This window comes from Streptosporangium jomthongense, from assembly GCF_042650425.1.
GTDB lineage: Bacteria > Actinomycetota > Actinomycetes > Streptosporangiales > Streptosporangiaceae > Streptosporangium.
Window position 1 is genome coordinate 1 of sequence record NZ_JBHSBC010000021.1, and the last position, 14,464, is coordinate 14,464.

At 72.5% G+C, this 14,464-nt stretch carries 6 protein-coding genes; 5 read left to right on the plus strand and 1 reads right to left on the minus strand.

The window, feature by feature from the left end:
• The 5 genes from ACFOYY_RS20830 to ACFOYY_RS20850 form a co-directional block, all read left to right on the plus strand.
• The coding region (locus ACFOYY_RS20830; RefSeq protein ID WP_386190979.1) for a phosphopantetheine-binding protein at nt 1-423 on the plus strand (423 nt) is incomplete at its 5' end.
• 1 nt (nt 424) lies between these two features.
• Nucleotides 425-4,828, plus strand: a complete 4,404-nt coding sequence (locus ACFOYY_RS20835; protein WP_386190981.1) for an amino acid adenylation domain-containing protein — start codon at nt 425-427, stop codon at nt 4,826-4,828.
• Nucleotides 4,825-5,001 (plus strand): MbtH family protein, encoded by a 177-nt coding sequence (locus tag ACFOYY_RS20840; RefSeq protein ID WP_352012967.1) that lies wholly within the window; start codon nt 4,825-4,827, stop codon nt 4,999-5,001. The genes ACFOYY_RS20835 and ACFOYY_RS20840 overlap by 4 nt, the downstream gene beginning before the upstream one ends.
• 4 nt (nt 5,002-5,005) lie before the next feature.
• Entirely contained in the window at nt 5,006-6,901 is a 1,896-nt protein-coding gene (locus tag ACFOYY_RS20845) for an AMP-binding protein (RefSeq protein WP_386190984.1), read from the plus strand.
• Nucleotides 6,898-12,672 (plus strand): aminotransferase class III-fold pyridoxal phosphate-dependent enzyme, encoded by a 5,775-nt coding sequence (locus tag ACFOYY_RS20850; protein ID WP_386190987.1) that lies wholly within the window; start codon nt 6,898-6,900, stop codon nt 12,670-12,672. The genes ACFOYY_RS20845 and ACFOYY_RS20850 overlap by 4 nt, the downstream gene beginning before the upstream one ends.
• Nucleotides 12,673-12,676: 4 nt before the next feature.
• On the opposite strand, the gene ACFOYY_RS20855 is transcribed toward ACFOYY_RS20850, so the two are convergent.
• The gene (locus ACFOYY_RS20855) at nt 12,677-14,458 is read right to left on the minus strand and encodes a hypothetical protein (protein ID WP_386190989.1); all 1,782 of its coding nucleotides are present in this window, start codon (nt 14,456-14,458) and stop codon (nt 12,677-12,679) included.
• Nucleotides 14,459-14,464 lie beyond the last annotated feature (6 nt).

Genomic DNA, 14,464 nt, shown 5'->3' on the forward strand with positions numbered 1-14,464 from the left:
CGCAACGCCCTGCCCCCACCCCACACCCTCACCCCCCTACCGAACGACCGGACAGCCACGGAGAAGTCCACAGCGGAGCCCGCCGGGGAGGCCGACCCGGTGCTCCGTGCCCTCGCCGACATCTGGGGACGGGTGCTCGGCCTGGCGTCCGTGGGCGCCGAGGACGACGTGTTCGAGCTGGGGGCGCACTCGTTCGCGATCGCCAAGGTGAAGGCGCGGGTCGCGGTGGCGTTGCGGATCGACCTGCCGCCCCGGGTGTTCTTCACCGCGAGGACCGTCGCGAAACAGGCCGCGGTGCTGCTGGAGAAGGCGTCCTCGCCGGAGGCCGTACTGCGCCGGGCCGCGGCCGTCGCCGCGCTGCCGGAGATGACCGACCACGAGTGGGCGGCGGCCGTGGCCGGCCTCACGGACGGGGAGAACTGACATGACGACCGTCGAACACGGCTGGCAGCCGCTCAGGCCGGGGAACCTGGAGACGGCCCCGCTCACGTACGGCCAGCGTGCCCTGTGGCTGCTCGACCGGCTGACCCCGGGCACCGCGTTGCACAACATCCCCTGGGTGCTGCGGCTCGAAGGGCCGGTCGACGCCGACCTGCTCGCGGAGTGCCTCGGGACGATCGTCGGGCGGCACGACATCCTGCGCAGCGCGTTCCTCGCCTCGGTGTCGGAGCCGTACCAGGTGGTCAGGCAGGGGACGGCGTTCGGGCTGGCGGTGACCGAGTGCGCGCCGGAGGCCGTCGACGACCTGGTCCTCGCCGAGGCGCGCAGGCCGTTCGACCTGGAGCGTGACCTGCCGGTCCGGGCGCGGCTGCTGCGCTGGGCCGAGGACGGGTGCGTCCTGGTGGTCGTCTTCCATCACATCGCCTGTGACGGACTCTCGCTGCCGGTCTTCGAGCACGAACTGGCCGTGCTGTACACCGCGCGGGCCGAGGGCCGTACGCCCCGGCTGCCCGCGCCGCCGATCCAGTACGCCGACTACGCGGCGTGGCAGCGGGAGCAGGACCCGCGTGAGGACCTCGACTACTGGCAGCGGCGCCTGGCGGGCGCGCCGGAACGGGTGACGCTGCACACCGACCGGCCCCGTCCCCCGGTGCGGTTGACGGAGGGGGCGACCCACCTGTTCGACCTGCCGCCCGAGGTGACCGAACGGGTGCGCGTGCTGGCCATGGACGAGGAGGTCACCCCGTTCGTCGTGCTGTTCACCGCGTTCGCGGTGTTGCTGCACCGCTACACCGGTCAGGACGACCTGGTCATCGGCTCCCCGGTCGCGGGCAGGGACCGGATCGAGATCGAGGACCTGATCGGCCACTTCGTCACCGTGCTGCCGCTGCGCGCCAGGATCGACGGCGGGGAGAGCTTCCACGAGCTGCTGGCCGCGGTCGGCCGTGACGTCATGGAGGACCTCGACCACCACCGGGCGCCGCTCGACATGGTCGTCGACCGGCCGCTGATGAACGTCGCCTTCGGCGCGCACGGCGCGCAGGACACCGGGCCGATGCGGCTCGGCGAGGTGAGCGGGACCCCGCGTGTCATGACCACCGGCACCGCCAAGTTCGACCTGCTGCTGTCCGTCTTCGACGACGGGCGCCGCATGCGGGGCGAGGTCGAGTACGCCACGGGCCTGTTCGACGCCGCCACGGTCGAACGGCTGGCCGGGCACTGGCTGACCCTGTTGAGCGCCGCCGTCGAGGCGCCGGGGACCTCGGTCTCCGAGCTGCCCCTGACCTCCGGTGCCGGGCACGGCGTCGCCGTACCGGTGAGCCGTGAGCCCCGGGCCTGCCTGCACGAGCGTTTCGAGGCGGTCACCGCCCTGCACCGGGAGCGGATCGCGACCGACGTCACCTACGAGGAGCTCAACGCCAGGGCCAACCGGCTGGCCCGTCACCTGCGGGCCCGTGGCGTACGGCCGGGCGACCGGGTCGCCCTGCTGCTCGAACGCACTCCCCGCCAGGTCGAGGCTGTGCTCGCGGTGCTGAAGGCGGGCGCCGCCTACCTGCCGATCGCCCCGGAGACCCCGGCGGAACGGGTGGCGTTCCTGCTTGAGGACGCGGGCGCCAAGGTGGTCGTCGCCGATCGGGCCGGGGAGGGTGTCACCGTCGGGCTCGACGAGGAGGCGGAGGCCATCGCCGACCACCCGTCGGACAACCTCGGCCTGGCCGTCCCCGTCGGGACGACCGCGTACATCATCTACACCTCGGGCTCGACCGGCCGCCCGAAGGGGGTGGCCGTCACCCACGCGAACGTGGCGGAGCTGTTCGACGCGACCGAGGAGCGTTTCACCCCCGGCCCGGGGGACGTGTGGACGCTGTTCCACTCCTACACCTTCGACTTCTCCGTGTGGGAGATGTGGGGTGCCCTGCTGTACGGCGGGCGCCTGGTGGTCGTGCCGAAGGAGGTCGCCAGGTCGCCGGAGGACTTCGCCGACCTCCTGCAGCGGGAGCGGGTCACCTGCCTCAGCCAGACGCCCTCCGCGTTCGGCCAGCTCGTCGGCCTCTTCGAGGAGGCGCCGAGGGTCCTCGACGACCTCAGGCTGATCGTCTTCGGCGGTGAGGCGCTGCAGCCGCACCACGTGCGCCGGTGGTTCGCCACCGGGGCGGGGCCGAACGCCCGGTTGTGCAACATGTACGGCATCACCGAGACGACGGTCCACGTCACGGCCTACGACATCACCCCGGAGACGCCCTTCGACCGCAGCGTGATCGGGCGGCCCCTGCCCCACCTGTCGGCCGAGATCGTCGACCGGCACGGCCGGGCCGTACCGGACGGGGTGCCCGGGGAGCTCTACGTCGGCGGGTACGGGGTGACCGGCGTGTACGTGGGCCGTCCCGGGCTGACCGCCTCGCGTTTCGTGCCCGACCCGGCGAGGCCGGGAGCGCGGCGTTACCGCAGCGGTGACCTGGTCCGCAGACTGCCCGGCGGGGACCTGGAGTATCTCGGCAGGATCGACGACCAGGTCAAGATCCGTGGTTTCCGCATCGAACCGGGTGAGATCCAGCGGGTCCTCGACGGGCACGACGCGGTGCGTTCCTGCGTGGTCGTGGTCAGGGAGGGGCGGCTGCTGGCCTACGTCGTGCCCCGCGACGGGTGGCCGGGGGCGTCCGAGCTGCGCGCCTACCTGACGGCCAGGCTGCCGGACTACATGGTGCCGTCGGCGGTCGTGCCGATGGAGGGCATCCCGCTGACCCCGAACGGCAAGGTGGACCAGCGGGCGCTGCCCGACCCGGGACGCGGGGAGCGGCCCTACGACCCGCCGAGCGGCCCGGCGGAGCAGGCGTTGGCCGACGCCCTGGCCGAGGTGCTGAAGCTGGACCGGGTCGGCAGGGACGACAACTTCTTCGAGCTGGGCGGCGACTCGGTGCGCAGCGTGCAGGTCGCCGGACGGCTCAGGCGGTCGGGCTACGCGCTGCCGCTCGACGTGCTGTTCGCCCACCCCACGGTCCACGAGGCGGCGGCCCTGATGACGCCGGCCGAGGACGGGCCGCCTCCCGAGCCGTTCTCGCTGCTCGGCGAGGCCGACCGGCGGCGGGTCGAGGCGCTCGACGACGTCGTGGACGCCTACCCGATGACCTCCATGCAGCTGGCGATGGTCTACCACATGGAGCTCGAACCCGAGCGGCGGCCGTACCACAACGTCAACAGCTACCGGGTGGCGACGCCGCTGGACGAGGAGGCGCTCGCCAGGGTCCTGACCGAGGCCGTGGCGCGGCACCCGGTGCTGCGCACCTCCCTCGACCTGGCCTCCTTCAGCGAGCCCATGCAGCTCGTCCACCGTGCCGCGCCGTCGCCGCTGATCGTCGAGGACCTCCAGGGGGCCGACCAGCAGGCGGCGATCACCGCGCTCGTCGAACGGGAGTGGGCGACCCCGTTCGACCTGCGTACGGCCCCGCTGTTCCGGGTGACGGCCCAGCGGCTGTCCCCGACGGCCTTCCAGCTCACACTCACCGAGCACCACGCGATCCTGGACGGCTGGAGCTTCACCTCCCTGGTCGCCGAGATCCTCAAGCGGCACACCCTGCTGCGCGACCACCCCGAGACACCGCCCGCGGCACCGCCGAAGTCGCGTTTCAGCAGGTTCATCGCCCTGGAACGGGCCGCGGCGGGTTCGGCGGAATCGGTCGCGTTCTGGAAGGAACGCCTGTCCGGGGTGGACGGCACCCTGTTCACCGGTCTCGGTCAGACGGCGACCGTGGCGCACAGCATCGACCGCGAGGTGAACGGCGAGCTGTTCCGGGCGATGTCCCAGCTGGCCGTGACGGCGGGCACCAGCAGGAAGAGCGTCGCCCTGACCGCCCACCTGGTCGCCCTCGGCCGGGTGTCGGGCCGCACGGAGGTCGTCACCGGTCTCGGCGTCAACGGCAGGGTTGAGGAGGAGGCGGGCACCGAGGCGCTCGGTCTGTTCCTCAACACGGTCCCCTTCTCCGTCAGTCTCGACGGCGGGACCTGGATCGACCTGGTACGGCGGGTGCACCGGGAGGAGACGGCGATCATGCCTCACCGGCGGGTGCCGTTCGCGACGCTCGCCCGTCACATGCGCGACTGGAATCTGGACGCCAACTTCGGATTCAACCGGTTCCACGCGCTCGCCGGGGTCCGGATCGACGACGAACGCATCGGGTGCGCGCCGACGATGCGGTACGAACCCAACCATTTCACGCTCAGCATCGGGTTCGTGCAGGACCCGTCCACGGACCGGGCCCTGATCATCGCCGACTATCCGGCCTCGAAACTGCCGCACACGGTCGCCGCGGAATACGCGGACTCCTTCCTGCGGGCCGCGCACGCCATGACCTCCCAGCCGTACTCCAACTACCGCGAGGAGCTCCAATGACCCACGTCGTCGTGGTCAACGACGAAGACCAATACTCGATATGGCCCGCGGAACGGACGCTCCCCCCGGGGTGGGCCGACGCCGGCCATCGGGGGTCCGAGGACGAGTGCCTGGCCCACATCGAGAAGGTGTGGACCGACATGCGCCCGCGCAGCCTGCGTGAACGGATCTGAGCCCGTGCAGCTCATCGAGGACGCCCTCGCGCACCAGGCGCGCTTACGGCCGGACCGGCTGGCCGTCACCCATCTTGACTTCGAGGCCGGGCACACGCCCAGGCAGCTGGAGGTGACCTTCGGCGAGCTCCACGCCAGAGCCACCGAGTTCGCCACCAGGTTGAGCGCGGTCGTCGCCCCCGGGCAGCACGTCATGCTGCTGCACAACGCGGGCGTCGACTTCGTCGTGGAGTTCTTCGGCTGTCTGATGGCCGGGGCGGTTCCCGTCCCCGCGCCCGAACCGCAGATCCCCTACCACCGGGCCGCCGAACGCCTCACCAGGATCGTCGAGGACGCCGGGATCACCGCGGCGGCGGCCGCCCGTCAGGTGGCCGTGGCCGACGTGGTCGCGCTGAGCCCGCGCCTGTCGGAGGTGACGTGGCTCAGCCACACCGCACCGGGCGAGCCGGGACCCGCGCGTGAGCGTACGGCCCGGCGGGACGACGTCGCCTACCTGCAGTACACCTCGGGCTCGACCGGTTCGCCGCGCGGCATCGAGATCACGCACGGCAACGTGCTCGACGAGGTCGACTACTTCGGTGCCGCGCTCGGCCTCGACTCCGAGTCGGTGCTGGTGACCTGGGTGCCGGTCTTCCACGACCTCGGCCTCGTGCTGGGCACCCTGGTCCCACTGCTGCGGGGTGCCCGCATCGTGACGCTGTCGCCGCAGGCCTTCGTGCGTGACCCGGAGCGCTGGCTGCGGGCGATCTCCGACTTCGGAGGCACCCACGCCGCCGCCCCCGACTTCGCCTACGACCTGTGCCTGCGCAGGATTCCCGAGGCCAGGCGGGCCGGGTTGCGGCTGGACACCTGGCGGGTGGCGATCAACGGCGCCGAGCCGGTGCGGGCCGAGACCGTCGACCGTTTCGCCGAGGCCTTCGCCCCGTACGGCTTCGACCCCGCCGCGATGCGCCCCTCGTACGGCCTGGCCGAGTGCACGCTCGCGGTGACGACTCCCCCGTTGCACGAGATGCCGGGCCGGGTCGTCGCCGACCGGGACGCGCTCGCCGAGAGCGTCGTCAAACTGTCGCCGACCGGGCGGACGCTCCTGTCCTGCGGACGCCCGATCCCCGGCATCAACGTCTCGATCGTCTCCCCGACGACCCGCGAGCAGCTGCCGGAGGACGCCGTCGGCGAGATCCGGGTGACCGGGTGGGGCGTGGCGCGGGGCTTCCACGGGGACCCGGCCAAGATGACCGAGCTGTACACCGGTGACCTGGGCTTCTTCCACGAGGGTGAGCTGTACGTCACCGGCAGGCTCAAGGACGTCATCATCGTCCGGGGCCAGAACTACCACCCGGTGGACCTGGAGCAGGTGGCCGAGCGGGCCGATCCGCAGATCCGTCCCGGCTGCCTGGCGGCCTTCCAGGACGGTGACTCGGTCGGCATGGTCTGCGAGGTTCGCGGCAACCAGTCCGAGGAGGCGCTCGCGGCGACGGCGACCACGATCCAGCGGGCGATCTCCGAGACGTTCCAGCTCAAGCTCGACGTGATCGCCCTGGTCCAGCCGGGCAGCGTGCCGAAGACGTCGAGTGGCAAGGTCCGCAGGAACGAGTGCGGTCGCAGGCTCGCCGCCGGTGAGCTGCGGGTTCGTCACCGCGCGGAGCGGACCGTGGTCTCGGCGCGGGTCAGCGCCGCCGCGGCCAAGCCGATGCTCAGATTCCTGCTGGGCAGGGTGGTCGGCGTCCCGGTCACCCAGCTCGACGACCACGTCCCCTTCGCCGACTACGGTCTCGACTCCAAGGGTGCCCACGAGCTGGCCGGGGAGCTGGAGCGTCTGCTCGGCACGCCGGTCCCCTCGTCGATGGTCTTCGACTACCCGACCATCTCCGACCTGGCCAAAGCACTGGAATCAGAGTGAAGGAGATCGCCGTCGTCGCGATGGCCTGCCGCTTCCCCGGCGGTGTCACCTCGCCCGAGGAGCTGTGGCGGCTCCTGGTCGACGGGGTGGACGCCGTCGGGGAGGTGCCGCACAGCCGGTGGTCCGTCGAGAGGCTGTACTCGGCGGACCCGGCGGAGGCCGGGAAGATCAGCAGCCGGTGGGCGGGCTGCGTCGACGGGATCGAGGAGTTCGACGCCGCCTTCTTCGGTCTCTCCCCCGCCGAGGCCGAGCAGATGGACCCCCAGCAACGGTTGTTGCTTGAGGTCGCCTACGAGGCGATGGAACGTGCCGGGCTGCCGCCGACCCACGACCTGATCCGTGACTGCGGGGTCTTCGTCGGCATCAGCGGCAGCGAGTACGGCCGTGCCCTGGGCGGTGACCTGTCGGCCATCGGGCCGTACTTCAGCACCGGTCAGGCCCTGTCCATCGCGGCCAACCGCATCTCCTACGCCTGGGACATGCACGGGCCGAGTGTCGCGGTCGACACCGCCTGTTCCTCGGGGCTGGTGGCGGTGGACATGGCGGTGCAGAGCCTGCGGCGCGGTTCCTGCCCGGTGGCGCTGGCCGGGGCGGTCAATCTCGTGCTGGCGCCGGAGAACTGGGTGTCGCTGTCCAGGTTCGGGATGATGGCCTCGGACGGACGGTGCCGTTCCTTCGGCGCGGACGGCGACGGTTTCGTGCGTTCCGACGGCTGTGCCCTGCTGCTGCTCAAGCCGCTCGACGCGGCCGTGCGCGACGGCGACGAGATCCTGGCCGTCATCCGGGGCTCCGCGGTCAATCAGGACGGCCGGAGCAACGGCCTGACCGCGCCCAACGGTCCCGCCCAGGATGCGGTGATCCGGGCCGCGCTCGCCGACGCGGACCTGCCCGCCGAGGCGGTCTCCTACGTCGAGGCGCACGGTTCGGGCACCGCGCTGGGTGACCCGATCGAGATGGGCGCGCTGACCCGCACGTACGGCAGGCGGAAGGCGGGCCTGTGTCACGTCGGCTCGGTGAAGTCCAACATCGGGCACGCCGAGGCGGCGGCCGGGATCGCGGGGCTGGTCAAGCTGGTCCTGTGTCTGCGCAACGGCCACCTGCCCGCCTCGCTGCACTCGACCCCGCCCAACCCCAGGCTCAGGCTTGAGGGCACCAGGATGCGGGTGGTCACCGAACCGCTCGCCTGGACCGGCGAGGGACCGCTGGTCGGGGCGGTCAGCTCGTTCGGCTTCGGCGGCACCAACGCGCACGTCGTCGTCTCCGCCGCCCCCACCCGTACGGCCCGCGCCCCCGAACCGCCGGGCACCGCCCGCGGGACCGAACTCGAAGCCAGGGCCGAAACCGAAACCGAGGCCGGAACCGAGGCTGGAGCCGAGGCCGGGGGCGGGCCGCTGGTGCTGCCGCTCTCCGCGCGCGGCGCGAAGGCCCTGCGGGTCCTGGCCGGGCGTTACGCCGACTTCGTCGCGGCGCATGAGGAGGTCTCCCTCACCGACCTGTGCCACAGCGCGGCCGTGCGGCGGGCACACCACCGGCACCGGGCCGCCCTGGTCGTGGCGGACGGCGCCGAGGGCAGGGCGCGGCTCCTGGACGAGCTGCGGGACCTGCCGAGGACCTCGGACGACGGGCCGCCCTGGCGGGACCCGGTGCTGGTCTTCTCCGGTCAGGGCGCCCAGTACCCGGGTATGGCCCGTCACCTGATGGACCGGGCCCCCTTCGCCGAGGTCGTGGCGCGTTGCGAGCCGGTCTTCCGCGCCGAGCTGGACGTCTCCGTGCGGGAGCTGCTCACCGGGCAGGAGGCGCTGCCGCCGTACACCGACGTGGCGCAGGCGACGCTGTTCACCTTCCAGGCCGGGCTGTACGAGCTGTGGCGTTCCCTGGGGATCGTCCCGGCGGCCGTCGTCGGGCACAGCGCGGGAGAGACGGCCGCGGCCTACGCGGCGGGGCTGCTGGACCTGGAGTCGGCGGCCCGGCTGACGGCCGCGCGCGGGGCCGCGATGCGGCTGGCCCACGGGAGCGGTCACGTGGTCGCCGTGGGTGGTCCGATGGCCGACGCGGCGCCGTACCTCGGGGACGAGGTCGTGGTCGCCGCCCACAACGGCCCCGGCGCCTTCGTGGTCTCCGGCCCCGGGCCCGCCCTGACCGCCGCGACCGAGGCGCTGAGGAAGGCCGGGTTCACCTGTACGCCGCTGCCCGGCGAGTACGCCTTCCACAGCCCGCTGATGCGGCCCGCCGCCGAGGCGATGCGGCGGGCGCGGGTCGCGCCGACGGCCCCCGGCGGGACCGCGTTGTTCTGCTCGACCTCGCTGGGCGCGATCGTGAACGGCGTGCGGCTCGACGCCGACTACTGGGCGGAGGGCATCACCGGGCCCGTCCGCTTCCAGGAGGCGGTCGAGGCGCTGGTCGAGATGGGGTTCGGCGCCTTCCTTGAGATCGGCCCGAAGCCGACCCTCGCGTCGGGGATCGTCAGGACCGCGCGGCGCAACGGCGGCACCGCCCGTGTCGTGCAGGCGCACCGCGACGGCGGCACCGTCCCCACGCTCGTCGATCTCTATCTAGCGGGGGCCGAACTGGACTGGACGGCCGTCTCCCCCGGCGGCGCGTTCCTGCCCGGCCTCCCCACCTATCCCTGGCAGCGGACCCGTCACTGGGCGCTCACCGAGAACTCGAAGGAAAGCGGCATGAGGGACGACGTCGTCACCACGATCAGGACGCTGCTCGCCGGACACCTCAAGCTGAGTCCCGCCGAGCTCTCCGACCACGCCAGGTTCCTGGACCTGGGCGCAGACAGCCTGGTTCTGCTGAAGGTCGTCTCGCAGATCAACGAGCGGTACGGGACCGCCTTCCAGCCGACGATGCTGTTCGACGAGCACCCGACCGTGCGGGCGCTGGCCGCCGCCGTCGAGGCGCAGGCCCCGGCGCAGACCCCGCCGGTGACCACGACGGTCGCGGTCACCACGGCGACGACCCAGACGGTGGTCCCGGTCTCGCCCCTGCCCCAGAACACGGTGCAGAACACGATGCAGAACACGGCCCAGAACCTGGTGTACGGCCTGGCGCAGAACACGGCGCCGGGGCCGGTCGACGCGACCGTCGCCCATGTCGTCGCCGAGCAGCTCGCCCTCATGCGGGAGCAGTTGCGGGCGCTCGCCCCCGGTGGGGCCCCCGCGCCTTCCGTTCTCCCCGCCCCCGCCCCCGTGGCCGACGGCGCCGCCCCGCAACTTCCGCAGGCTCCCGAGCCTCCCGTGGTGAGGCCCGCCGCCGCTCCGCCGGTCACGGCCCCCGCGTCCCGTCCCGCCGGCAGGCTCACCGACGACCAGCAGCGTTACGTGGACGAGCTGGCCTCGCGGATGGACGCGCGGGACGCGGCGTCGAAGAAGCTGGCGGGCGCCTACCGGTCTCGTCTGGCCGAGAGCCGCCCGTGGGCGAACTTCAGGCCCGAGGTGAAGGAGCTGCTCGTCCCCATCGTGGCCGACCGGGTCCAGGGCGCCAGGATCTGGGACGAGTCGGGCAACCCCTACACGGACTACTGCATGGGGTTCGGCGTCCAGCTCTTCGGCCACACCCCCGAGTTCGTCTCCGAGGCCGTACGGCGTCAGCTCGACCGGGCCTTCTCCCTCGGCTACCAGCTACGGCAGAGCTACGAGCTGGCCGAGCAGTTCTGCCGGATCACCGGCCACGACCGGGTGACGTTCTGCAACACCGGCTCCGAGGCCGTGATGGGCGCGATCCGGCTGGCCAGGCTCGCCACCGGCCGTCACAAGATCGCCTACTTCGAGAAGTCCTACCACGGGCTGGTGGACGCGGTCCTGGCCCGGGGCGGCCTTGAGCCCGGCCAGTCCATGCCGATCGCCCCCGGCCTGTCCCCCGGCGCGATCGGCGAGGCGGTCGTGCTTCCGTACGGCGAGGCCGAATCGCTGGCCCACCTGCGGAGTGTGGCCGGTGAGCTGGCCGCGATCGTCGTCGAGCCCGTGCAGAACCGCAACCCGTCCGTGCAGCCCGCGGAGTTCCTGGCCGAGCTGCGGCGTTTCACCGCCGAGAACGGCATCGTGCTGATCTTCGACGAGATGATCACCGGGTTCCGGATCGGCATCCGGGGCGCGGCCGGCTACTTCGGCATCACGCCCGACATGGCGACCTACGGCAAGATCCTCGGTGGCGGCCTGCCGATCGCGGCCATCGCGGGCCGCGCCGACCTGATGGACGGCATGGACGGCGGCAGCTGGGGCTACGGCGACGACAGCGCGCCGACGGCGGCGACGACCCTGTTCGGCGGGACCTTCCAGAAGCACCCGCTGGCGGTCAGCGCGGCCCGTGCCGTACTCGACCACCTGGAGAGCCGGGGACCGGCGCTCTACGAGGATCTGAACGGCCGGGCCAAGCGGATCACCGACGCGCTCTCCGAGATCATCCAGGCCGAGGAGCTGCCGTACACCATCGCCTCGTTCGGCTCGCTGTGGCGGTTCGAGTACCGGGGCGCGTCCAACTTCTACCAGCCGTTGCAGCTGGAGATGCTGTACCAGAGCCTGCTGTCCGACGGGCTCTACGTCTGGGAGGGCCGGACGTTCTTCCTGTCGACCGCCCACGACGACCGGGACGCCGACGAGCTGGTCGAGGCGGTCCAGCGGGGGGTGCACCGGCTGCGTTCCGCCGGTTTCCTGCCCGCGAGGAAGCCCCTCGAATGGCCCGCGACCCCGCAGCAGCGGCGGCTGGCACGGCTCCAGAACGAGCACGGCCCCGAGTGGAGCGCCTACCACGAGACCGTACTGCTGCACCTGCGCGGCGACCTCGACAGGGACGCCCTGGTCGCGGCGGTCAGGGCGGTCTGGCGCCGTCACCCGGCGCTGCGGGCCGTACTCTCCGGGGACGGGACACTGCTGCGGTGTGACCCTGAGGCCACGCTCGACGTGCCCCTCCTTGAGGGCACGGCGGTGGAGGTGATCCGGGAGCTGACCGACAGGCCGTTCCCGCTGGACCGGGGGCCGCTGTTCCGCGCCGCGCTGCTCGACCGCGGTCCCGGCCTGCACACGCTCGTGCTGTGCGCGCACCACGTCGTCATGGACGGGGTGTCCGCCACGCTCCTGCTGTCCGACCTCACCGAGGCCTACGCCCAGGCGAAGAAGGGCCTTCCGCTGACCCCGGTCGTCACGTCCGTCCCCGCCCGCACGGGGGACGCGGGGCCGGTCGGGGCCGTGGCGCCGGTCGCCGAGGAGGACTTCGCCCCGGCGGCCCGGCACACCTCCCGCCTGCCCGAGGGGCTGTGGGCGGCGGTCGCCGAACGCGCCAGGAGCCTGGGGTGCACGCCGTTCACGCTCGCCTTCTGCGCGTTCGGCCACGCGCTGCACGAGGTGACCGGCAGGGCCGAGCTGTCCGTCGGCGTCCACGTGGACCGCAGGACGACCGAGCGGGAGCACGCCTTCGCCGGGCACTTCCTCGACGTGGTGGCCGTCCCCAGCACCGCGGCCGGTTCCTTCGAGGACTACCGCGCCGGGCTCCAGGGACGGCTCGGCGCCCTGCTGGGCGTGCCCGGCGACCAGGGGACACCGGTCGAGGTCGTCTTCGACCTCAACCCGGCGGTGCCCGAGCTGTCGTGGCCCGGCCTCGACGTCGAGATCGAGGCGCCGAAGGCGGGACACGCCAAGTACGGGCTGTTCTTCGACGTCATCCCGGTCGCCGACGAGGGCCTGGTCGAGGTGACCTACCGGGCCCCGTTCGACCGCGACCTGGTCGAACGGCTGCACGCCCGCTGGACGGCCCTGCTCTCCGAGGTGTGACCCGTCAGGACCGTCCCGAGCGGCGGGCGGTGTTCCTCCGCCGCTCGGACGGGTCCCGTCCCGGCTCACCGAGTTCCCGCACGACGTCGTCGAGGAGCTCACGGGTGATCCCCTGTCCGAGCAGCGTCAGGAACACCTCCCTCATGAGGAGGGGACGGACGTCCCACGCGCACGTGAGGGCCAGCGCGGCGAGCAACGGCGCCGGAGGAAGCCCGACGGAGAGCACCTCCCGCAGCGCCTCCTCTCCGTGTTCCTGGCCGTAGGCGGCGGTCAGCAGGTCGCGGTGCCGCCGGATCTGGCCTTCCTGGTCGCCCGGGTGGAGTCGCTGGACCACCTCGACGAGCTGCCCGCGTCGCCGCAGCGCGGCGCGGACGGCCGTCCGCCCGGTCTCGTCGGCGCCCCGCCGTACCAGCTCGTCGCAGGCGGTCCTGGCGGCCGGCGGATCGACGGGTTCCCTGGCCGCCGCGTCGGCCAGGTCGTCCGGCGACAGCGAGGCGAGGAGCGCGGCGCGTTCGGCCGCGCCGAGGTAGCGGGTGAGCCGTACCGTGACGGCCGGCTCGGCGGCCGTCATCCGGCGCAGGGCGGCCACCAGCGGCGGTGGGATCCGGCGTCCCGCGTCACGGACGATCCGGTCAAGGCCGTCGACGGTGAGCCGGGGCCCGTAGGCCAGGCTCAGCAGCGCGTCGTAGAGGCGTTCCTGGATCGTCTGGTCCAGCGTGGGGTCCGGCACCAGCAGTCTGCGGCTGCCGATGATCTGCCGGTGGCGTTCCTGTTCGCCTCCCTCACGCGCCCGCGCCGCCAGGATGTTGAGCTGGACCAGGTGTTGCGGGAGCATGTCGAGCCTCCCCTGCCCGAGGGCGTCGGCGCACGAGGTCAGCACCTCGTCTCCCCCGGTCGCCAACCACTCCTCAAAATCCGATATATCGGATATGTCAGGCAACTCGAAGAGGAGGCCGAGTTCACCGAGCACCGGCAGGACCGTGGCGAGGTTCTCCGCGCTCATGGACCTCGGCCGGGTGTCCCGGGCGAACCGCGCCGTCAGCTCCACGAGCCGGTCGCCGCCCAGGAGCGCGTTGTGGTAGACACGCGCGACGTCCTGGTCCTCGGGGATCTCCGCCCCGCGTCCCCAGGAGACCGGATACGCCCCCGCGGGCGCGTGCCTGGCGAACGACAACCTGATCCGGTGCCGCGAGGCGCTGTCCGTCCAGGTCGAGGCGGTCATCTTCGCCCTGAAGCCGTACGGCAGCAGCGCCGTCACCGCGTCGAAGAACAGCAGGCGGTCGAGCAGCGGCACGTCCTCCCCGTTCACGACGCAGACCGGCTGCCCGGTCAGCAGCAGCGCCGCCGCGCCCACCACGGTCTCGTCGGCGGCCCGCGCGGTCACCTGCGGGTCCAGCGTCGGCACGTCCACCAGGAGCGGCCCCGTGACGGGCAGCGCGCGTTCGGCGAACGCCCGGTAGAGCCCCTCGAAGGACACCGGCCCCTCGGCGGCCCGCTCGTAGGGCACGCAGAAGTACCGGGTGATCGCGATGTCCCTGCCGAGCCCGTCCCGCTCGTCGGACCACTCCTGTACGGCCAGGCCCAGGTGCGCGCTGTCCCTGCCGCCGAACCAGCTCATCGTCACCTGGGGCAGCTCGGTGGAGGTGCCCGGCGCGTAGCGGGTGATGATCTTGCTGAAGTCACCGCCGCCCACCTTCCCGTCGCTGCAGGCGAGCACCTTCTCCCCGTCCCGCGTCCCCGGCTCCTTGCCCCACAGCGCCCACTCGGCGGTCAGTCGTATGGTCAACGCTTC